This is a genomic window from Amycolatopsis acidiphila (assembly GCF_021391495.1).
Classification (GTDB): Bacteria; Actinomycetota; Actinomycetes; order Mycobacteriales; family Pseudonocardiaceae; genus Amycolatopsis_E; species Amycolatopsis_E acidiphila.
Window position 1 is genome coordinate 949,617 of the sequence record NZ_CP090063.1, and the last position, 19,777, is coordinate 969,393.

Here is a 19,777-nt window from a genome sequence, read left to right on the forward strand (position 1 = left end):
CTATCGCCACTACTCATCGTGCGTTCCTCACCTCCTTCGGCCGGGGGCAGTGTGTAAGACCGGTCGCGTTGACGCGGGGGCCTCCGTTGGTCGAGGGTACTCCTCAACATCAGTCACGTCGTTTTCGGTCGGTGTGGCGTTACCCGCTTTCCGAGGAGTGAGCAGTGCAGTTCGGGCGTTATTTCGAGGAGTTCGAGGTGGGCGCGGTGTACAAGCACTGGCCGGGCAAGACGGTCACCGAGTACGACGACCACCTCTTCTGCCTGCTCACCATGAACCACCACCCGCTGCACCTGGACGCGCACTACGCGGGCGAGACCACCGACTTCGGCAAGAACGTCGTGGTGGGCAACTACATCTACTCACTGCTGCTGGGCATGTCCGTGCCGGACGTCTCGGGCAAGGCGATCGCCAACCTGGAGGTCGAGTCCCTCAAGCACGTGAAGCCGACCTTCCACGGTGACACGATCTACGGTGAGACCGAGGTGCTCGACAAGACACCCTCGAAGTCGAAGGACGACCGGGGCGTGGTGTACGTCGAGACCCGGGGCTACAAGCAGGACGGGACGATCGTGTGCACCTTCCGCCGCAAGGTGATGGTGCCCAAGCGTTCCTACGGCGAAGCACGCGGTGGCGAGCAGCCGGCCCGCCCGGTTCCGCACGAATAGGAGGCTCGGGTGACGGTCGGACTGGACGAGGTCAAGCAGCGGCTCCGCGCGTTCGCGGCGGGACAGGCGGCCGGGGTGTCCCCGCTCTACGAGCACCTCACCACGAACGCGGCCGAGGACGACGAGGTCGCCGGGCTGCTCACGGCGGCGCCGGACGACACCGCCGGCGCGCCCTTGCTGCTGGCGGCGGCACACCGTCTCGTGCAGGCCGACCCGATCCATCCGCTGTCCCGGTACTACCCGTCGCTCGGCGGGTTCGACGGCGTCGACGGCGGAACGTGGCCGCTGTTCCGCGAGTTCCTGCTGGAGCGGGCCGACAAGGTGCGTGCGATCGTCGCCGAGCGGCACACCGAGACCAACGAGGTCAGCCGTGCCGCGGGTCTGTTCCCCGCGGTCGCGCTCGCCGCGAAGCAGGCCGGCGGCAAGGTCGCGCTGCTGGAGGTCGGCTGCAGTGCGGGCCTGTTGCTCGGTCTGGACAAGTTCGGCTACCGCTACCAGTGCGACGGCGGCGAGCAGATCCTCGCCGGGCCCGCGAAGGCAGCGGTGGGGCTGCACTGCGCGCTCGGCCTCGGCTCCGGCGCGGTGCTGCCGAAGGTGCCCAAGAAGGTCGCCGTCGCCGCCAAGGTCGGCCTCGACACCAGCCCGATCGACGTGTCCGACGAGGACGAGCTGGCCTGGATGGAGGCGTGCGTCTGGGCCGACCAGCTCGACCGCATCCGCCTGCTGCGCGCGGCCGCCGCGGCCCAGCGCAAGGACACCCCCGAGCTGGTCGAGGGCGACGCCGTGGACGACCTCGCCGCCGCGGCAGCGCGCACCGGCGACCTGCCGCTGGTGGTCCTGACCAGCCGGGTGCTCAACCACGTGGCCGAGCAGCGGCGCGGGGAGTTCGTCGAAGGCCTGGCGAAACTCGCGGCGGACCGTCCGGTGTGGTGGGTCAGCGACGAGCCGTACGAGGTGGCGCTGTCGTATGTGCTGCCCGGCCGGTCGGAGCTGAACTTCTTCGACGGCGCCGGCCTGTGCACGCTCGGCCTGGTGTCCTGGCGCGACGGCGTCCCGGAGGCGAAAGCGCTTGCGCACACCTCGCGGTACGGCAACCGGATGACCTGGCTCGCCGCCTGACGTAGGTTTCCCAGCATGGCCGTCACTGCTGACACCTGGTTCACGCCACTGACCCCGCTGGCCTTCCTCGAGCGCTCGGCGGAGGTCTTTCCCGACAAGGAAGCCATCGTCTACGGCGACCGCCGGGTCACCTACCGCGAGTTCGCGGCCGAGGCGACCCGCGTGGCACACGCCCTGCGCGCGTCCGGCGTCGAGCCGGGCGACCGGGTCGCCTATCTGTTGCCGAACATCCCGGAGATGCTGGTCGCGCACTTCGCGGTGCCGCTCGCCGGCGCGGTGCTGGTCGCGATCAACACCCGGCTCGCGCCCGCCGAGGTCCGCCACATCCTCCACCATTCCGGGGCGAAGGTGCTGGTAGTCGACGCCGGGCTGCACTCCTCGCTGGCCGCGGACCTGCCGGTCGCCGAGGTCGTCACCGTCACCGACCCGGCTTCCGGTGCCACGCCCGACCCCGCCGTCGGCGGCATCTCCTACCCGGACCTGCTCGCCCGCGGCGACGACGCACCGTTGCCGTGGACGGTCGCGGACGAGCGCGGCACGATCTCGATCAATTACACCTCGGGCACGACCGGGCAACCCAAAGGTGTGATGTACCACCACCGCGGCGCCTACCTGAACTCGCTGGCCGAGATCATCCACTCCCGGCACACGCCCGAGTCGCGGTACCTGTGGACCCTGCCGATGTTCCACTGCAACGGCTGGTGCACCGCCTGGGCGGTGACGGCGATCGGCGGCACGCACGTGTGCCTGCGCGCCGTGGACGCCACGGAGATCTGGCGGCTGCTGGAGACCGAGGGCATCACGCACCTCAACGGCGCCCCGACGGTGCTGGTGACCATCGCCAGCCACGAGGGCGCGCACCCGCTGCCGCACGAGGTGGTCGTGACCACCGCGGGCGCGCCGCCGTCGCCGACGGTCATCCGGCGGATGTCGGAGCTGGGCGCCCGCCTGACGCACGTCTACGGCCTGACCGAGACGTACGGCCCGTACAGCGTGTGCGAGCCGCAGGATGGCTGGCTCAAGCTGGACATCGCCGAGCGCAGCAAGGTCATGTCCCGCCAGGGCGTCGGGATGATCGTCACCGACGGTGTGCGCGTGGTCGACGAGGAGATGCGCGACGTGCCGCGGGACGGCGCCACCATGGGCGAGGTGGTGATGCGGGGCAACAACGTCATGGCGGGCTACTTCGACGACCCCGAGGCGACGGAGAAGGCCTTCCGCGGCGGCTGGTTCCACTCCGGCGACCTCGGCGTGTGGCATCCCGACGGCTACATCCAGCTGCGCGACCGCGCGAAGGACATCATCGTCTCGGGTGGCGAGAACATCTCGACGATCGAGGTCGAGGCGGCGCTGGACTCGCATCCGGCGGTGCTCGAGGTCGCCGTCGTCGGGGTGCCGCACGAGAAGTGGGGCGAGCGGCCCAAGGCGTACGTGGTGCTGCGGGCGGGCGAGTCGCTGTCCGCCGAGGAGCTGCAGGAGCACGCGCGCGGGCAGATCGCCAGGTACAAGGTGCCGGAGGCGGTCGAGTTCGTCGCCGAGCTGCCCAAGACCTCGACGGGCAAGATCCAGAAGTTCCAGCTGCGGGAACGCGACTGGGCAGGCCACGAAGGCCGGATCCAGGGCTAGGGAGCGTCCTCAAAGGCTCAATCGCGCTCTTCACGAAGCCCATCGACCAGCCTTCGAGGACGCTCCCTGGGAGCCGTGTCAGCAGCGGGGCAGCCGGTCCCAGCCGCGGAGGGTGGCCGCGAGGCCGTCGGTGAGCTCGAGTGTGCCGAACGCCGCGGCGTCCACCCAGCGGGCGTCCGCGGCGTCGTCGCCCGCGCGCAGCCGGCCGCCGCGCACCTCGCACACGTAGTCGTAGATCTCGTACCGGCCGCGCACGACCATCCCCGCCAGCGGCCCCGGCCGTACGTCCAGGCCGGTCTCCTCGCGCATCTCGCGCACCACTGCCTGTGCGTCCGTCTCGTCGGGCTCGACCCGCCCGCCCGGCAGCGACCACCGGCCCCGGCCCGGGTCGTGCCCCCGCTGGATCACCAGCAGTCGCCCCGCCGCGTCGTGGATGATGCCGCCTACGCAGCGCACCGAAGCCATAACGCCAGCGTAACGCGCGGACGTAGTGCGCAAGGTGTACACGGAGAGTAGCCATGCGGTAAGATCGCAGGCGGACACTGACCCAAGCGCGGGACTTTTCTCCCGTAACGGAGCGCAGTGCGGTACAACGTTACTGGTGAGCTTGCTAGACCGATGCCGGAGCAAGAGACGGGATTGATCGTTGTGAACGCGAAGAAACTAGCCGGACTCGTGGGTATCGCGTTGGTCTTGTTCTTCGTGATCGCCCAACCAGGCCAGGCGGCGAACCTCGTGGGCAACATCATCAGCTTCCTGCGCACGTCGGCCGAAGCGGTGATCACCTTCGTCAGCAACGTGTTCAACTCGTAGGCGCCGTGTTCGCCCCCCGGGATCCCGACGAGTACCTGCTCGACACCGAGCGGCGCGTCGTCCGGATCCGACGGCACTGGGCGACGCTGGCGTGGGACACCTTCGAGGCGGTCGCGCTGCTGGCGATCTGCGTGATGGTGTCCTACCTCCTGCCGCCGTCGCTCTACGTCGTGCAGAACGTGTTGTGGTACGCGGCGTTGCTCGTGGTGCTGCACTACGCGTACAAGGTCATGGAGTGGTGGGTCGAGCGGCTGGTGGTCACGGACAAGCGGTTCGTGCTGACCAGCGGCGTCTTCACCACGAAGGTCGCGATGATGCCGATCAGCAAGGTCACCGACCTGACCTACGAGCGCACCGCGTGGGGCAGGCTGTTCGGGTACGGCACCGTCGTGGTCGAGTCCGCCGGGCAGATCCAGGCGCTCAACCGGATCGACTTCCTGCCCCATCCCGAGGACTTCTACGACGTCATCTCGGAACTGGTCTTCGGCGACAAGCAGAAGCAGAGCGAGCGCTTCTCCATGATCAAGGCCCAGCGCCTTGCCCGCGGCAAGAAGATGGTCGGCTGACGGGGGCCTTTCCTGTCGCATGAGACAGAATGGGTCCGATGCGCATCGACCTGCACACCCATTCGACCGTCTCCGATGGCACGGACAGCCCAGCCGAACTCGTCCAGGTGGCCGCACAGGCCGGCCTGGACGCCGTCGCGCTGACCGATCACGACACCACCGCCGGGTGGGACGCCGCGACCGCCGCGCTACCCGCCGGGCTGACCCTGGTGCCCGGCGCCGAGCTGTCCTGCGTGAGCCACCACGACGGCCCCCGCGGGATCAGCGTGCACCTGCTGGCCTACCTGTTCGACCCGACCTCGCCCGCGATCGTCACCGAGCAGCAGCGGCTGCGCATCGAGCGGCGGACCCGGCTGCGCTCGATGGCCGACCGGATGGCCGCCGACGGCCTGCCGGTGGACGCCGACGAGATCATGGGCCTGCTGCCCGCCGACTCCCCGGCCGGGCGCCCGCACCTGGCGCAGGCGCTGGTGCGCGCCGGGCTCGTGTCGACCGTCGACGAGGCTTTCGCCGAGTATCTGGGCAACGGCCGTGGCTACTACCTGCCACGCCAGGACACCCCCGTCGAGGACGCGATCGACATGATCGCCGCCGCCGGCGGGGTCACCGTCTTCGCGCATCCCTTCGCCCGCAGCCGTGGCCGGATCGTCTCGGTCGACACCCTCGCGGCACTCGCCGAGCACGGCCTGACCGGCGTCGAGGTCGACCACCCCAACCACGACGAGGAGACCCGGGGCCAGCTGCGCGGGCTCGCCCGCGAGCTGAACCTCGTGCCGACCGGGTCCAGCGACTACCACGGCACCAACAAGACGATTCCGATCGGCGCCGAGACGACACCGCCCGAGTCGCTCGAGGCGCTCGTCGAGAAGGCGTCCGGCGCGCAGGTCGCGGTGGGCTGAGTGGCGTTCTTCGATGCGGGCGTGTTCGTCGAGGCGACGATCACGCTGGTGGTGATCATGGACCCGCCGGGCACGGTCCCGGTGTTCCTCAGCCTGGTCGGGCGCAAGTCACCGGACGCCCGCGCCCGCGCCGCCCGCCAAGCCGTGCTGGTGTCGCTGCTGGTCATCGCCCTGTTCGCGGTCGCGGGCCAGGCGATCCTCGCCTACCTCGGCATCGGCATCCCCGCGCTGCAGGGCGCGGGCGGCCTGCTCCTGCTGCTCATCGCGCTGGATCTGCTGACCGGCAAGGGCGGTACCGAGCCCGAAGCGGTCGAGGACGTCAACGTCGCACTGGTCCCGCTGGGCACCCCGCTGCTCGCCGGTCCCGGCGCGATCGCCGCGACCATCGTGTTCGTGCGCGAGGCGCACGGGCACTTCGGCGCGTACCTCGCGCTCGCGCTGGCGATCGTCGTGGTGCACCTGTTCATCTACCTGTGCATGCGGTACTCCGGTCTGGTCATCCGGCTGATCAGGGAGTCCGGCATCCTGCTGCTCGCGAAGATCGCCGGTCTGCTGCTGGCCGCGATCGCGGTCGAGCTCATCGCGAACTCCGTGCGCGGGTTCGTCGCCGGCGGCTGAGTACGGTGGGGGCCGTGGTGGAACAACTGGGGTTCGAGTTCACGGTGGAGCCGCGGCGCCTGACCAAGGTCAGCCCGGCAAGGCTGGCCACGTTCGCGGACTGCCCGCGGCGGTACCGGCTCTCCTACCTGCAACGGCCCACGCCGACGCGCACCGGCCCGTGGGCGCACAGCACGCTCGGCGCGGTGGTGCACAACGCCCTGCGCGCGCTGTTCGAGCTGCCGCCCGAGCGCCGCTCGCCGATCCGCGCCGCGCAGCTGCTGAGCGAGCACTGGCAGGACGCGGGCTTCGCGGACGCCGAGCAGGCGGCGACGTACCGGGACCGGGCGAAGACCTGGATCATGGAGTACGTCGAGCACAACGACGTCTCCACGACGCCGATCGGGCTCGAGCGCTGGGTTTCCGCGCCGGTGAACCCCGAGCCGGGGAAGCCGCCGTCGATGATCATCGAAGGCCGCGCGGACCGGATCGACGAGCGCGGCGCCGAACTGGTCATCGTCGACTACAAGACCGGGCGGCGGCAGCCCGACGAGTACGAGGCGCGCAGCTCGCAAGCGCTTGCCATGTATGCCGTCGCGGCCACCCGGACGCTGCGCCGCCCGTGCCACCGCGTCGAGCTGCACCACCTGCCCACCGGCACGGTCGCGGCCGCCGAGCACACCGACGAAAGCCTGCGGCGGCACCTCGCCCGCGCGGAGGAGACGGCCGAGGATCTGCGCGTCGCCACGGATACGCTGACCGCAGGCGGAGACGGGCAGGTCCTGTTTCCGGTCAACGTCGGCACGCGCTGCTCGTGGTGCGACTTCCGGCCGAGCTGCCCGGAGGGGCAGGCGGCCGCGCCGGCGGCGAAGCCCTGGGAGCTGCTGGCGCCGTGAGCACGGAAGAACTTCGGGTTCCTCCCGTCGAGGAGGACCGGTCCCGCCGGGGCCGGTGGTGGCGTGGGCTGACGGGCTCGCTCGCCGCGGGTCTGGCGGGGCTGGCCGTGATCGTGCTGGGCGCGGGCCTGCTGTGCCTGCTGCTCGGCGCGCCGGGGCCCGGGGTGGCGATGCTGGTCGGGCACCCGTTGGCGGCGGCGATCGCGCTGGTGGCCCAGCGGTTCGCCGACCGGCGCGAAGGCCCGGTCGCGGGGCTCGCCGGACTCGTGGTGGTCGTGGTGCTGCTCGCCGCGTTGTGGCTGTTCTGGTGGGGCTAGGGGGTGTCCTCAAAGGCTGGTCGATGGGCTTCGTGATCCAGGTGGTTCCTGGTGGTGCCAGGGATTCGCCCTCGTACCGGGTTGTACTCGGGTGAATTCCCGGTGCCGTCCAGGGGCCGCCTGGGCGCGGAGAGCGCGATTGAGCCTTTGAGGACGCTCCCTAGAGCCAGGAGCGCCAGGCGGGCAGCAGGACGCCCAGCAGGCCCTTCGGGTTCTCGATGTTGGGGGAGTGCGCCGCGTGCGGCACGAGCGCGAACGGCGCGTTCAGCCGTGCGGCCATGTCCTGCTGTGCAGCCACGCTCCACGCGTCGTCGCCCTCGCCCGCGACGACCAGGGACGGCACGTTCCGCGCGCGCAGCGCCTCGACGAGGTCCGGTTCGTAGCGCAGGCCGTCGGCCATGCCGAGCAGCCCGGCTGGGCTGGACGAGACGAACCGGTGCCGGTAGAACGCCTTGAGCTCGGCCGGAAGGGCCGTCCACGACGGGAACCGCTCGTTCATCTGCTCACGCACGCCGTACGCGGCTTCGATGCCTTGCTTGCGCAGCAACGGTTCCCCGAGACTGAGCGCGGTGCGCCGCGGCCCCTCGGGGAGCGCGGACGGGCCGGTGTCCATCAGGGTGAGCCCGGCGACGCCCGCTCCCGCCAGCACGGCGGCGCGGGCGACCAGACCGCCGTAGGAGTGCCCGAGCAGTAGTACCGGCTTTCCTTCTGTCGCGAGGTGTTCGACCGTCGCGGCGACGACCTGGCCGAGCGCGGCGGGCAGGTAGGCGGACTCGTCGTCCGGGCCGGGGGACTCGAACTGTCCCGGCAGGTCGATCGCGACCGCGCGGAACCCGTCGGCGGCGATGTCGTCCAGCAGCGGGGCGAAGTCCTCTTTGGAACCCGTGTACCCCGGAACCAGCAGCGCGGTGGCCTTTCCGGCTCCCCTGGTGCTCAGTGCGGCGATCGGACCGTACGGCCCGGGCAGCTCGGCGCGCTCCGCGTCGTGCACCGTGAGCGGGCCGGTCATCTGAGCGCGGCCAGCGTCGCGCCGCGCTGCTCCAGCAACACGGGGCCGAGCGCGGCAAGGCGGACCGGACCGGTGTAGCCGTGGCGGTCGACGCCGATCGTGCGGATCGTCGAGCCGTCCTCTTCGTTCAGCACGGCCAGGCCGCCCTGGATGGGCACCACGAGCTGGTGGTCGAACAGGACGCCCGGCCCCAGCGCCGAGCTGAGCGTCCACTTCGGAGTGAGCGTGTCCCGCGCGAAGGCCATCAGCTTGGAGCCGGTGAACCAGTAGACGTTGGCCGCGGTCGACGACGTCGCCGGGACGCCGCCCGCCGGGTCGTGGTCGAGGTCGCTCGCCGGCAGGTCGAGCGGGTACGCCGACAGCTCGGCGCCGTCCGGGCCGTAGAGCACGAGCTGCTTCTGGTCGGGCATCGCGACCGCGACGTAGTCGCCGGACATCGCGACCATGCGGGCGTGGTAGCCGGGAAGGATCTCGCTGAACGACACCTGGGGGCTGTCGGATTCCTTGGGCGCGGCGCGGAAGACGGTGATCCGGTCGCCGGGGTCGTTCGGGCAGCGCTCGACGACGCCGACGCGGCTGGACGCCATCGCGATGGAGCCGTAGGTGCAGCCGACGCGGGGCTGCTTGTCGGGGTTGACGAGTGCGGGCACCTTGCCGTACTCGGCGGTCTCGACCAGGTCGTCGCGCCAGGTGTTGAGCAGCGTGGTGCCGAACGCGGTGACGTAGGCGCCGTCGCTGACCAGGCCGGTGCCGAGCGGGGCACTGCCGGTGCGCTGCGCCATGCGGTGCCCGGTGCCCGGGTCGAGGGCGACGACCTCGCTGCAGCCGGTCTCGCCGTTGACGCCGTCATTGCGGTACAGGGCGACCGCGCGGGCCCAGCCCTCGGCGGCGGTGCACAGCGGGAGGTCGCGGGAGTAGCGCCAGCGCACCTGGCCGGTGAGCGGGTCGCGGCCGTCCAGCTCGCCCCCGTTGGCGGTGACAGCGGCGTTGCCCTCGGCGATCGGCACCGGGGCGGCCGCGCTGGGGGCCTGCCAGAGTTCGCTGAGCTGCGCGGGGACGGCGGTCGCGGCCTCGGGCAGGGCCGGCCCGGGGTCGGCGGTCTGCGAGACCGTGGCGCGGCTTTCGCTGTTCGCCCAGACGGTGACCCCGGCGGCGACGGCGATCACCGCGATGACCGCCGCGATCACCCGGTCGCGGGGCCGGTTCCACGGCGACCGGCGGTCCCGCTTGACGACGGTGTGCCGGCGAGGCGGCCCCAGCGGAGGCTTCCCGGCGCCCGCGAGCACGTCCTCGACGCCGATGATCACGGTGGTCTCGGAGTCGTCGGCCGGCCGGCGATGCCGCCCGCCCCGGACAGGCGGCCGTGCGGGGCCGCCGTTCTCGGGGTCGCGTTCGTACGTGTATCGCCCCGAGTCCGCCCGGAAGGTCCAGCTCCCGGTGCTCTCGGCCCGGCTCTCGGGCGGGACCGCGGAGGCGGTGAGTGGCGGGGTGGTTTGTGCCGGGGCTGCGGGTGGCGGGGTGGTGACCGCCGGCTCGGTGGTGGCCGAGGTGGCCGCCGAGTCGGAGGTGGCCGCCGGTGGTGATGCGGGGCTGCCCGCTGGCGGGGTGGCTTGGGCCGGGGCTGCGGGTGGCGGCGTGGTGCCCGCCGATGGTGGCGTGGGGCTGTCCGGTGGTTCGGGAGTGGCCGGAGTGGCGCACGCGGGTGGCGGCGGGGTGGCCGAGGTACCCGGGACCGCCTCCTCGGCGGGTGCGGGACTGCCCTCTTCGGCAGGTGCAGAGGCTTGAGCTGGGCCTTCGCCCGCGGTGGTGCCGCCAGTGCCCTCGGGGGCGCGCTGCGCTTGAGCCGCGTCAGCAGCCGCCGGGCCGTCAGCAGCAACCGCGCCGCTTTCATCGGCCGCCGGGCCATGACCCACCGCGGGGGGATCGCCATCCGCCGGGCCATCGGCCGCCGGGCCATGACCCGCCGCCGCGTCGTCGGGCACGGCCGGGGCATCGACCGAAGCCTCGCCGCCAGCGGGCGTCGAAGCGTCACCCTCCGAAGCGCCACCCGTGTTGGCGTCACCCGACCGGGCGGCGCCCGACACGGCGGAGCCGGAGGCACTCGCCTCCGGCTGCCGGCCTTGCTGCTGCTCCGGGCCCTCGTCGTGCTCCGACGTCCCCTCGACGGGCTCGCTCACCTGCTACTTCTCCCGTTGTTCGGCGCGCTTGTGCTCAGTCTGCCGAAGCGGGTGTGTCGGTTGCGTTTGCCGCGCCGGAACGACGGCGGCGACGTCGCCGGGCGGGGCGCTCGGCGCTCTCGACGTTCTCACGCTCGGCCGACGGCGCGGTCTCGCCGCTACGGGTGCGTGAACGACGGCGCGGACGCTCCTCGTCGGACGACGGCTCCGCAGCCTTCGCGGCATCCGCCTTCTCGATGGCCTCCGCCGCACCGGCACCACCACGGGTGCGCCGACGACTGCGGTTCCGCGGCGCCGGGGAGTCCGAACGACGCTTGTTGCGCCCGCCGCCCATCTTCTCCTCGGGCTCGGCGCCCAGCCCGGCGCGGGTCCGCTTGCCCAGCGGCAGCCGACCGGTCGCGTCCTCCGGGATGTCGAGCTCGCTGAACAGGTGCTTCGACGTCGAGTACGTCTCGGCCGGCTCCGGGATGTCCAGGTTGAGCGTGTCGGAGATCAGCTTCCAGCGCGCCATATCGTCCCAGTCGACGAGGGTGATCGCCACACCGGTCTTGCCCGCGCGACCGGTGCGGCCGATGCGGTGGATGTAGGTCTTCTCGTCCTCGGGTGTCTGGTAGTTGACCACGTGCGTGACGTCGTCCACGTCGATGCCGCGGGCGGCGACGTCGGTGGCCACCAGCACATCGATCTTGCCGGAACGGAACGCGCGCAGCGCCTGCTCACGGGCACCCTGGCCGAGGTCGCCGTGCACGGCGGCGGCGGCGAAACCGCGCTCCGCCAGGTCGTCGGCCACCTTCTGCGCGGTGCGCTTGGTGCGGGTGAAGACCATCGTCAGGCCGCGGTCACGGGCCTGCAGCACGCGGGCGACCAGCTCGGGCTTGTCCAGCGAGTGCGCCCGGTAGACGAACTGCGTGGTGCGCTCGTGGATCGCGCCGGCGTCGTTCTCCTCGGCGCGGATGTGCGTCGGCCGGTTCAGGAACGTGCGGGCCAGCGTGATGATCGGGCCCGGCATGGTCGCCGAGAACAGCATGGTCTGCCGCTCGTCGGGCACCATCGTCAGGATGCGCTCGATGTCGGGCAGGAAGCCCAGGTCGAGCATCTCGTCGGCCTCGTCCAGCACCAGCGCCTGGACCTTGCCCAGCACCAGGTGGCGCTGTTCGGCGAGGTCCAGCAGCCGGCCTGGCGTGCCGATCACCAGGTCGACGCCCTTGCGCAGCGCGTCGATCTGCTGCTCGTACGGGCGGCCGCCGTAGATGGCGAGCGTCCGCACGCCCAGGTGCTTGCCGGCGTCGGTGAGGTCGTGGGTGACCTGGAGGCAGAGCTCGCGGGTCGGCACGACGACCAGCGCCTGCGGGGTGCCGTCACCGGGGGTGGTGATCCGCTGCAGCAGCGGGACGCCGAAGCCCAGCGTCTTGCCCATGCCGGTGCGGGCCTGGCCGATGAGGTCCTCGCCCGCCATCGCGAGCGGCAGGGTCAGCGCCTGGATGGCGAAGGTCCGCTCGATGCCGGCCTCGGCCAGCGCGCGGACGATCTCCGGGCGTACCTCGAACTCGGCGAAGGTCGGGTTCTCCGGCTCGACCTCGATGCCCGCCTGCAGCGGGTGGGACGGGTCGGTTGCCGGAAGGCCGCTCTCGCTGTGCTCGAGAGCAACCGGGTCGGTCTCTGTTCGGTTGTCGGAAGTGCTTGCGGTCAGTGTGATCGCCTCTCTCGTACCAGCGCGCACAGCCTGGTCGGAACTCGGCACTCGACCGCGGGATCTTGGTCGCGGGAATGCCGCAAAAAAGGCGTGCACGCACACTGTTGTTCACGAGCCGCAGCGAACGCGGCTCGATATCCGCCCCACAGCGGCGTCGTCCCAGCTCAGAGGTACTGTGCCTCGAGGACGGGCGCACTGTCACGGAGCGGAAGCTCCGTCAATACACCACCCATTGTACCGGTACACCCCCCGGCCCTGGCATTTCGGCCCGGCGTGTCCAGTGGGATTGGTCTCCACCAGCAACCCGACAGGGGCCGGCCGCTTCCCCGCCACCACCCTCAACGGAGACGCTTCGCACCGCGGCTAGATTCAGGCTGTGACTTCCGAGATCAGCGAGGGCGTCGTCGACCTGCTCGGCGTCATCGCGTACGGCGAACTGTCCGCGTTCGACCGGCTGGCCGAGGACGCCCGTACGGCGCCGACCCTGTCCGGCCGGGCCGCGCTGGCGTCCATGGCGGCGGCCGAGATCGGGCACTACGACCTGTTGTCGCGGTACCTGGCGGAGCACGGGCTCACCGTCGAGGACGCGATGACGCCGTTCGTCGACCACATCGACGCGTGGCACGCCTCGACCGCGCCGAGGTCGTGGCTCGAATCGCTGGTCAAGGCGTACGTCGGCGACGGGCTGGCGGCTGACCTGTACCGCGAGGTCGGCAGCTGGCTGGACGAGGAGACGAAGGACCTGGTGACCACCGTGCTCGCGGACACCGGGCATTCGGAGTTCGCCGAGCGCGAGGTGGCCGCGGGGATCGAGGCGGACCCGAAGACGCGCGACCGGCTGGCGTTGTGGGGGCGGCGGCTGCTGGGGGAGGCGCTCACGCAGGCGCAGTACGTGGTGGCCGAGCGGGACGGGCTGGCCGAGCTGATCGTGTCCGGTTCGGGTGATCTCTCGGGAATCGCGGCGCTGTTCCGGCGGTTGCAACAGGGGCACACCAAGCGGATGCAGAAGCTGGGGCTCAGCTAGGCCCGCCGCCACCCTCGACGGACGCGCTGCGCGCGGCGGGATTAGCCTTGAGCACCGGTACGTGACGAACAGACAGGCGGAGGTCACAAGTGGAGGTCAAGATCGGCATCAAGGACACGCCGCGCGAGCTGGTGGTGTCCAGTGGCCAGTCTGCCGAAGAGGTCGAGTCGCTGGTCGCCGACGCGCTGAAGGCCGCCGACGGGGTGTTCCGCCTCACCGACGAGAAGGGGCGCAAGTTCCTCATCCCGTCCGACCGCATCGCCTATGTCGAGATCGCCCCGACCGACGTGCGCAAGGTCGGGTTCGCCGTCGGCGCGTAGTTTTCGGTCCTGCCACGAGGGACGCCCGCCACCGGCGGGCGTCCCTCGTGCTATTCCGCGGCGGTGAGCGTCGCAGGCACCGCGAACGGCGGCGTGCTGGTGCCCAGCACCCGGTACCGGCCCCACGGGTCCGGGTCCGACAGCTCGCCGCGGGCGGTGCCGTCCGGGGTGCGGATCTCGGCCTGCTTCCTGCGGCCGTCGAGCAGGTCGTGCAGGGCCTCGTGCCGGGCGATGCGCCCGTACCAGCGGTAGTAGCCGTCGATGGGCTGGAAGTGCCCCCGCAGCTCGAGCTGGACCTCGAACTCCGACCCGTCGACGACGAGCGTCGCGGGGCCGGTGTAGCCGTCTTCGTCGTCAGCCGACATCCGAGTCCTCCTTGTTGGTAACCGCCGCGAGCTGCACGACCTTGTTCTCCTCCAGGGGCAGGTCGGGGTCGATCGTGACGCCGTTCTGCCGCGCCAGGCCGTCGATCGCCGCCCAGATGATCTGCGTCAGGTACTCCACGACGCTGTCCCGGCTCATCGACCGCCGGTCGAGCCACCATTCCCCGGTGTTCTGGACCATGCCGACGATCCCGTACGCCCACGGCTCGGCCGCGCCGGAGTCCATGCCGAACATCCGCATGTAGTCGCCCAGCAACGCGGTCAAAGCCGTCGCGATGAGCTCCTTGTCCTCGGCGACGACGTCCGAGTCCGCCGCCTTCTCGGTGAACGAGCCGCGGGCCAGCAGGCGGTACAGGTTCGGGTGTTCCTCGATGACGCCGAAGAACGCGTCCAGCGCCATCCGGATCCGCGGCACCGGCGCCAGCTCGGCGTTGATCGCCGGGACCAGCCGGGAGAACAACAGCTCCGTGCCGCGCTGCCCGAGCGCCACGTACAGGTCCGCCTTGTCCTCGAAATGCCGGTACAGCACCGGTTTTGTGACCCCGGCGGCCACCGCGACGTCCTCCATCGCGAGCTCGGGCCCGTGCTCGTCGAGCGCCTTCAGTGCGGCTTCGACGAACTCCGCCCGCCGGGCCACCCTGTGCTTGCGCCACCGGTCCCGCCGGGCGTCCCCCGTCGCCGGTTCGCCTGCCTTGGGTGCCTTGCCGCCGCGCTTGACATGCTCCGTCACAGGACCCATGCTACCAAAGGTAACTGTTACCTCAAGTTACATGAACCTGGGAGGGCGCGATGACGCGGACGCTCAAGGAGTCGGGGCGCGAGAAAACCGCGGAGCGGCTGCTGAAATCTTCGGCCAACAAGTTCTACGACCCCGAGGTCGACATCGACTGGGACGCGCCGCTCGCCGAGGGCGCGCCGTACCAGCTCGAGCACCGGTGCTCGCTCTACGGCACGCACCTGTGGGACCGGCTGACCCCCGAGCAGCGGCTCGAGCTGGGCAAGCACGAGCTCGCGAGCGTCGCCAGCAACGGCATCTTCTTCGAGGTGCTGCTGATGCAGATGCTGCTCAAGGAGGTCTACAGCGCCGACCCGACGACCCGGCACGTGCAGTACGCGCTGACCGAGATCGCCGAGGAATGCCGTCACTCGACGATGTTCGCGCGCTCGGTCGAACGCATCGGCGCGCCGCCGTACGGGCCGGTCAAGCTCGTGCACCGGCTGGGCAAGCTGCTGCCGTTCATCGGCTACGGCCCGGCGCTCTACGGCTCGATCCTGGTCGCCGAGGAGATCCTCGACCGCATCCAGCGCGAGAGCATGGCCGACGAGCGCGTCCAGCCGCTGGTGCGCATGGTCAACCGGATCCACGTGCTGGAGGAGGCGCGGCACGTCACGTTCGCGCGTGAAGAGGTCACCCGCGGGATGGCGAAGCTGTCCAAGGCGGAGCTGCCGTACCAGCGGTGGCTGATCGCGAGCGTGAGCTTCGCGATCAGCCGCAGCCTGATCAACCCGCGCGTCTACAAGGCCGTCGGTCTGCGGCCGAAAGAGGCCTGGGAGACCGCGATGGGCAACCCGCACTACCAGGAGACGATCCGCTGGTCGGGCGAGCGCATCATGGCCTTCCTGGGCGAGGCCGGGCTGGTCGGCGCCCCGGGTATGCACCTGTGGCGCAAGTCGTTCCTGGTCGCGAAATGACCGCGACGATCGGTCGCAGGGGGACCGGGCGCCGCTTCGTGACCAGCGACGGCACCGGGCTGTTCGTGGACACCCGCGGGCCCGAGGACGCTCCGCTCACGCTGGTCCTGGTGCACGCGTGGACCCAGGACCACACCGAGTGGGACCCGATCCTGCCGTTGCTGCCGCCGGACGTGCGGGTGGTCCGCCACGACCACCGGGGGCACGGCGTGTCGGACCCGGCCAAGCCGGGCACGGCCACCATCGCGCAGCTCGCCGACGACCTCGCCGAGGTCATCGCCGACCGCGTGCCGCAGGGGCGGATCGTGCTCGCCGGGCACTCGCTGGGCGGGATGACGCTCATGGAGCTGGCCGACCGGCATCCGGACCTGGTGCGGGAGCGGGTCGCGGGGGTCGCGTTCATCGCGACGTCGTGTTCGAACATGGACCGGCTGACGCTCGGGCTGCGGGGCGCCGCGGGCCGGGCCGCGATCCGGGCCGACAACCGCCTCGCGCGAATGCTTTCCCGCTACGGCAAGGAATCCGTGCCGGTCCCGGCCGTGCTGGCGCGGCCGGCGACGAAGTGGCTGGCGTTCGGGAAGAAGGTCCGCCGGGCGGACGTGCGGGCCATGACGGAGCAGTTCCTGCGAGCGCATCCGCGCAGCGTCGGCGGCTTCCGGGACTCGATCTCACAGCACGACCGGCGGGTGGCGCTCGCGACGCTGGCGGGTAAGCCGGGTGTGATCCTCGTCGGCGACCGGGACCGCATCACGCCCGTGCACCACGCCCGGGTGATCGCGCAGGAGCTGCCGGGGGCGGAGTTCGTGCTGTTCCCGGGCGCGGGGCACGAGCTGACCTACGAGCGGCGCCAGGGCGTGGCGGCGCGGCTGCGGGCGTTGCTGGCGGCGGCCGGAGCGCCAGGCAGGGTTTGACCGGATGACGCGGAGCTGCCGGGTGTGCGGCTGTTCCCCGGCGCGGGCTACGAACGGCGCTGCTGGCGGCCGGCCGGCTACTTCCCCGGCTGCTGCAGGGGGAAGCCGGCACCGATGCCGCGCCAGGCGAGCGTCGCGGTGAGGGCGACGGCCTCCTCCTGGCTCATCGTGCTGTGGTGGGTCAGCCAGAACCGTGCGCTCACCTGGCTCAACCCGACGAGCCCGACCGCGAGCAGCCGTGCCTTGGCCTCGTCCAGGCCGGCGTCCGCGGTGATCGTCTCCGTGATCGCGTCGACGCTGGCCGAGGTGGCCCTGTCCACCGCCTCCTGCACCGCGGGCTCGCCACGCAGGTCCGACTCGAACACCATCCGGAACGCCCCGGCGTCGTTGCTCACGAAGCCGAAGAACGCGCCGACCGCGGCCTGCACGCGCAGCTTGTTGTCCGTGGTCGAACCCAGCGCCTGCTCGACCCGCCCGACGAGCTCGTCGACGTGGCTCTCCAGCAGCGCGATGTACAGGTCGAGCTTGCCCGGGAAGTGCTGGTACAGCACGGGCTTGGACACCCCGGCCTGCTCGGCGATCTCGTCCATAGCCGCCGCGTGGTAGCCGTTCGCGGAGAAGACGCGCTGCGCGGCGGCGAGCAGCTGCGCCCGCCGCTCGGTGCGCGGCAGCCGCACTCCCCGCTGCTGTGCGGGCGCCATTTCCGTCATGCTTCCCTCCCGGTTCAACCCGTTCGAGATTACTCGCCGGTACCCACGAGTCGCCAAGGCCGGGCCTCCAGTTGCATGCTGGATCGATGACCGACACAGTTCCCCGCACCGCGGACGCCCCGTCCGGCAGACGTCCGCCGGTCACCCACGTGCCGCTCTCGAACACCCCGCTGCCCGACCTCGACCCGCACCAGCCGCCGTGGCCCGGCGCCGTCGAGACCTCGGGCGGCGTGACGCTGCACGTGCGCCGTACGCCCGGCTCCGACGAGGCGACCGCCGTGTACGTGCACGGCCTCGGCGGCTCCTCGACCAACTGGACGGACCTCGGCGCACTGCTGTCGCCGTTCGCCGCCGGGATCTCGGTCGACCTGCCCGGGTTCGGCTTCTCCGAACCGGTGCGCGGGTTCAGGTTCAGCCTCGACGAGCACGCCGAGGAGCTGGTGAAGTTCGTCGAGGGGCTGGGCGCCGGGCCGGTGCACCTGCTGGGCAACTCGATGGGCGGTGCGGTCGCGCTGCTGGTCGCGGCCCGCCGGCCGGACCTGGTGCGCACCCTCACCCTGATCTCACCCGCGATGCCCGACCGCCGGCCCGATCCGCGCCGCCTGTCGGACCCGTTGATGGCGCTGGCCTACCTCCCGCTGATCGGGCGCGGGGTGCGCCGCCGGCTGGCCGGGCTGAGCCCGCGGGAGCGGGCGGCACAGGTGATCAAGCTGTGCTTCGCCGACCCGGCCGCGTTTCCCGAGCACCGGCTCGACGAGCTGGCCGAGGAGCACACCGCGCGGGCAGGGCTCAAATGGGCCAACGCGGCGATGTCGGCGAGCACCCTGGGCATCTTCCGGACCTGGTTCGCCCGCGGGCCCGCGTCGCTGTGGTCGGTCGCGCCGCTGGTGTCGGTGCCCGCGCTCGTGGTGTGGGGCACGCAGGACAAGGTGATCTCGGTGCGCCGCGCGGCCCGCACGGCGAACGCGCTGCAGCGGGCCCGGCTGCTCGTGCTGCCGCGCACCGGGCACGTCGCGCAGATGGAGCGCCCGGTCGCCGTCGCGAAGGCCGTATTGGGCATGTGGGAGCGTCAGGAAGGGAACGCCTGGTAGGCCATCCGGGTGACAAAAATCCGGCCCGTACCAGGGCGGTCGCTGTGCGCAGCAGCGGGGAGGTGTGGCACGCTGAGCGCGTGAACCGGGTGACGAACGGCGCGCAGAGCGAGGGGCAGCGCTCTCCGGAGCCCCCTTCTCCCCGCCGCTCGCGTGACGATCTCGGCGACCGCTACCAGCCGGGCCGCCGGCGCACCGCCGGTGAACCGCTCAGTGCGTCGTGGCGCCCGGCGCCCGGACAGCTGGAGCAGACCGCGGCGCAGGCCCGCCAGGCCCGCCGGGAGCGCAATCCGGTCCGGCGGATCACCAAGGCCTACGGCTGGCGCGTGTACGCGCTGCCGATCCTGGTGGTCATCACGGCGCTCGTGGTGTTCAACACCGCTCGCGGGCCCGCGGAGCCCGCCGGGGGCTCGGCGTCGATCGGCACCGACAGCAGTTCCGGCACGGGCAGCGACCTCAGCGAGAAGCCCGCGCTCCCGGCGAACCTGAACGTCCCGACGGCCCCGCTGCCCGACGGCGGCGCGTTCACCCAGAGCGGCCGGATGAGCTGGCACGTGGTGCCGCTGGCCGCCGACGGCACCAGCGGCAAGCGCGCCGGGACGACCGGACGGCTGTACCACTACACCGTCGAGGTCGAGGACGGGATCGACCCGTCGAGCTACGCCGGCGACGACTCGTTCGCCAGGACGGTCGAGGCGACCCTGTCGGACACCCGCAGCTGGGTCGGCACCGGCAAGGTGAGCCTGCAGCGGGTGGACGCGAGCTTCCCGAACCCCGACTTCCGGGTCCGGCTGACCACCCCGGACACCGCGACGCGGGCGGACCTGTGCGGGTTCGGCATCCCGTACCCGACGTCCTGCTACATCCGCGGGTTCCAGCGCAGCGTGATCATCAACCTGTCGCGCTGGGTGCGCGGGGCGCTGGCGTTCGGCGCGGACATGGGCACCTACCGGCAGTACGCGGTCAACCATGAGGTCGGTCACGCCCTCGGCAAGAGCCACGTCGGCTGCCAGGCGAACGGCGCGCTGGCGCCGGTGATGATGCAGCAGACCTTCGGCGTGAGCAACGACTACGTCGCCCAGCTCAACCAGGTGGACATCTACAACTCCAAGGCCGTGCCCTCGGACGGCAAGGTCTGCAGGCCCAATGCGTGGCCGGTGCTCGACCTCGGCGACTCCGCGCCCACGGGCTGACCACCTGCTGGGAAGACCTTGCGTCTCGTCCGCGTTGTGGATACTGGGACAGGACACGCGATTTCGCGCGAGA

General features: G+C 71.5%; 23 protein-coding genes. 16 read left to right on the forward strand and 7 right to left on the reverse strand.

What is annotated here, in order from left to right:
* The first annotated feature begins 164 nt into the window (after positions 1 to 164).
* The 3 genes from LWP59_RS04705 to LWP59_RS04715 are packed head-to-tail and all read left to right on the forward strand — an operon-like array spanning position 165 to position 3,413.
* On the forward strand, positions 165 to 668 hold the full coding sequence (locus LWP59_RS04705; RefSeq protein ID WP_144643421.1) for a MaoC family dehydratase: 504 nt from the start codon (positions 165 to 167) through the stop codon (positions 666 to 668).
* Positions 669 to 677: 9 nt separating this feature from the next.
* Positions 678 to 1,787, forward strand: a complete 1,110-nt coding sequence (locus LWP59_RS04710; RefSeq protein WP_144643420.1) for a DUF2332 domain-containing protein — start codon at positions 678 to 680, stop codon at positions 1,785 to 1,787.
* 15 nt (positions 1,788 to 1,802) lie between these two features.
* On the forward strand, positions 1,803 to 3,413 hold the full coding sequence (locus tag LWP59_RS04715) for an acyl--CoA ligase family protein (protein ID WP_144643419.1): 1,611 nt from the start codon (positions 1,803 to 1,805) through the stop codon (positions 3,411 to 3,413).
* A gap of 78 nt (positions 3,414 to 3,491) precedes the next feature.
* Here the strand turns inward: LWP59_RS04715 and LWP59_RS04720 are convergent, their stop codons facing one another.
* Positions 3,492 to 3,878, reverse strand: coding sequence for an NUDIX hydrolase (locus LWP59_RS04720; RefSeq protein WP_144643418.1), 387 nt, complete (start codon positions 3,876 to 3,878; stop codon positions 3,492 to 3,494).
* Between the two features lie 153 nt (positions 3,879 to 4,031).
* Here LWP59_RS04720 and LWP59_RS04725 point away from each other — a divergent pair, with 153 nt between their 5' ends.
* Genes LWP59_RS04725 through LWP59_RS04750 form a run of 6 tightly spaced genes read left to right on the forward strand, consistent with a single transcriptional unit; the run spans position 4,032 to position 7,501 of the window.
* A complete protein-coding gene (locus LWP59_RS04725) occupies positions 4,032 to 4,226 on the forward strand; it encodes a hypothetical protein (protein ID WP_186383494.1) in 195 nt (64 codons plus the stop codon).
* Between the two features lie 5 nt (positions 4,227 to 4,231).
* Positions 4,232 to 4,792, forward strand: coding sequence for a PH domain-containing protein (locus LWP59_RS04730; protein WP_144643417.1), 561 nt, complete (start codon positions 4,232 to 4,234; stop codon positions 4,790 to 4,792).
* 29 nt (positions 4,793 to 4,821) lie between these two features.
* Positions 4,822 to 5,691 carry a PHP domain-containing protein gene (locus LWP59_RS04735; protein ID WP_186383489.1) on the forward strand — a complete coding sequence of 290 codons (870 nt, stop codon included), beginning with the start codon at positions 4,822 to 4,824 and terminating at the stop codon, positions 5,689 to 5,691.
* Entirely contained in the window at positions 5,692 to 6,309 is a 618-nt protein-coding gene (locus LWP59_RS04740; RefSeq protein WP_144643415.1) for a MarC family protein, read from the forward strand.
* A 17-nt stretch (positions 6,310 to 6,326) separates the two neighbouring features.
* Positions 6,327 to 7,184, forward strand: coding sequence for a RecB family exonuclease (locus tag LWP59_RS04745; protein WP_186383491.1), 858 nt, complete (start codon positions 6,327 to 6,329; stop codon positions 7,182 to 7,184).
* Complete coding sequence (locus LWP59_RS04750) at positions 7,181 to 7,501, forward strand: hypothetical protein (RefSeq protein WP_144643413.1); 321 nt, start codon at positions 7,181 to 7,183, stop codon at positions 7,499 to 7,501. The genes LWP59_RS04745 and LWP59_RS04750 overlap by 4 nt, the downstream gene beginning before the upstream one ends.
* A 160-nt stretch (positions 7,502 to 7,661) precedes the next feature.
* On the opposite strand, the gene LWP59_RS04755 is transcribed toward LWP59_RS04750, so the two are convergent.
* On the reverse strand, positions 7,662 to 8,510 hold the full coding sequence (locus LWP59_RS04755) for an alpha/beta fold hydrolase (RefSeq protein WP_144643412.1): 849 nt from the start codon (positions 8,508 to 8,510) through the stop codon (positions 7,662 to 7,664).
* Positions 8,507 to 9,817: an Rv3212 family protein gene (locus LWP59_RS04760; RefSeq protein ID WP_186383488.1), complete on the reverse strand. Its 1,311-nt coding sequence runs from the start codon at positions 9,815 to 9,817 to the stop codon at positions 8,507 to 8,509. Before LWP59_RS04760 ends, LWP59_RS04755 begins: the two co-directional genes overlap by 4 nt.
* Before the next feature lie 91 nt (positions 9,818 to 9,908).
* On the opposite strand from LWP59_RS04760, the gene LWP59_RS40280 reads away from it, so the two are divergent.
* Positions 9,909 to 10,295, forward strand: a complete 387-nt coding sequence (locus tag LWP59_RS40280) for a hypothetical protein (RefSeq protein ID WP_191334858.1) — start codon at positions 9,909 to 9,911, stop codon at positions 10,293 to 10,295.
* Between the two features lie 426 nt (positions 10,296 to 10,721).
* Here LWP59_RS40280 and LWP59_RS04770 read toward each other — a convergent pair whose 3' ends face one another.
* Positions 10,722 to 12,281 (reverse strand): DEAD/DEAH box helicase, encoded by a 1,560-nt coding sequence (locus LWP59_RS04770; RefSeq protein ID WP_373299841.1) that lies wholly within the window; start codon positions 12,279 to 12,281, stop codon positions 10,722 to 10,724.
* A gap of 475 nt (positions 12,282 to 12,756) precedes the next feature.
* Here LWP59_RS04770 and LWP59_RS04775 point away from each other — a divergent pair, with 475 nt between their 5' ends.
* Both LWP59_RS04775 and LWP59_RS04780 read left to right on the forward strand, forming a co-directional pair.
* Complete coding sequence (locus tag LWP59_RS04775; protein ID WP_144644667.1) at positions 12,757 to 13,404, forward strand: ferritin-like fold-containing protein; 648 nt, start codon at positions 12,757 to 12,759, stop codon at positions 13,402 to 13,404.
* A gap of 89 nt (positions 13,405 to 13,493) precedes the next feature.
* Positions 13,494 to 13,724 (forward strand): DUF3107 domain-containing protein, encoded by a 231-nt coding sequence (locus tag LWP59_RS04780; protein ID WP_144644670.1) that lies wholly within the window; start codon positions 13,494 to 13,496, stop codon positions 13,722 to 13,724.
* Between the two features lie 50 nt (positions 13,725 to 13,774).
* On the opposite strand, the gene LWP59_RS04785 is transcribed toward LWP59_RS04780, so the two are convergent.
* Together LWP59_RS04785 and LWP59_RS04790 are read right to left on the reverse strand one after the other, a co-directional pair.
* A complete protein-coding gene (locus LWP59_RS04785) occupies positions 13,775 to 14,089 on the reverse strand; it encodes a DUF4873 domain-containing protein (RefSeq protein ID WP_144644672.1) in 315 nt (104 codons plus the stop codon).
* A complete protein-coding gene (locus tag LWP59_RS04790) occupies positions 14,079 to 14,846 on the reverse strand; it encodes a TetR/AcrR family transcriptional regulator (RefSeq protein ID WP_144644675.1) in 768 nt (255 codons plus the stop codon). Before LWP59_RS04790 ends, LWP59_RS04785 begins: the two co-directional genes overlap by 11 nt.
* A gap of 50 nt (positions 14,847 to 14,896) precedes the next feature.
* On the opposite strand from LWP59_RS04790, the gene LWP59_RS04795 reads away from it, so the two are divergent.
* Both LWP59_RS04795 and LWP59_RS04800 read left to right on the forward strand, forming a co-directional pair.
* Positions 14,897 to 15,799: an AurF N-oxygenase family protein gene (locus LWP59_RS04795; protein ID WP_144644678.1), complete on the forward strand. Its 903-nt coding sequence runs from the start codon at positions 14,897 to 14,899 to the stop codon at positions 15,797 to 15,799.
* On the forward strand, positions 15,796 to 16,710 hold the full coding sequence (locus LWP59_RS04800) for an alpha/beta fold hydrolase (protein ID WP_144644681.1): 915 nt from the start codon (positions 15,796 to 15,798) through the stop codon (positions 16,708 to 16,710). The genes LWP59_RS04795 and LWP59_RS04800 overlap by 4 nt, the downstream gene beginning before the upstream one ends.
* 77 nt (positions 16,711 to 16,787) lie before the next feature.
* On the opposite strand, the gene LWP59_RS04805 is transcribed toward LWP59_RS04800, so the two are convergent.
* On the reverse strand, positions 16,788 to 17,420 hold the full coding sequence (locus LWP59_RS04805) for a TetR/AcrR family transcriptional regulator (protein ID WP_144644684.1): 633 nt from the start codon (positions 17,418 to 17,420) through the stop codon (positions 16,788 to 16,790).
* 86 nt (positions 17,421 to 17,506) lie between these two features.
* Here LWP59_RS04805 and LWP59_RS04810 point away from each other — a divergent pair, with 86 nt between their 5' ends.
* Positions 17,507 to 18,511: an alpha/beta fold hydrolase gene (locus tag LWP59_RS04810; RefSeq protein ID WP_144644687.1), complete on the forward strand. Its 1,005-nt coding sequence runs from the start codon at positions 17,507 to 17,509 to the stop codon at positions 18,509 to 18,511.
* 80 nt (positions 18,512 to 18,591) lie between these two features.
* On the forward strand, positions 18,592 to 19,704 hold the full coding sequence (locus LWP59_RS04815; RefSeq protein WP_144644690.1) for a DUF3152 domain-containing protein: 1,113 nt from the start codon (positions 18,592 to 18,594) through the stop codon (positions 19,702 to 19,704).
* The last annotated feature ends 73 nt before the right edge of the window (positions 19,705 to 19,777 follow it).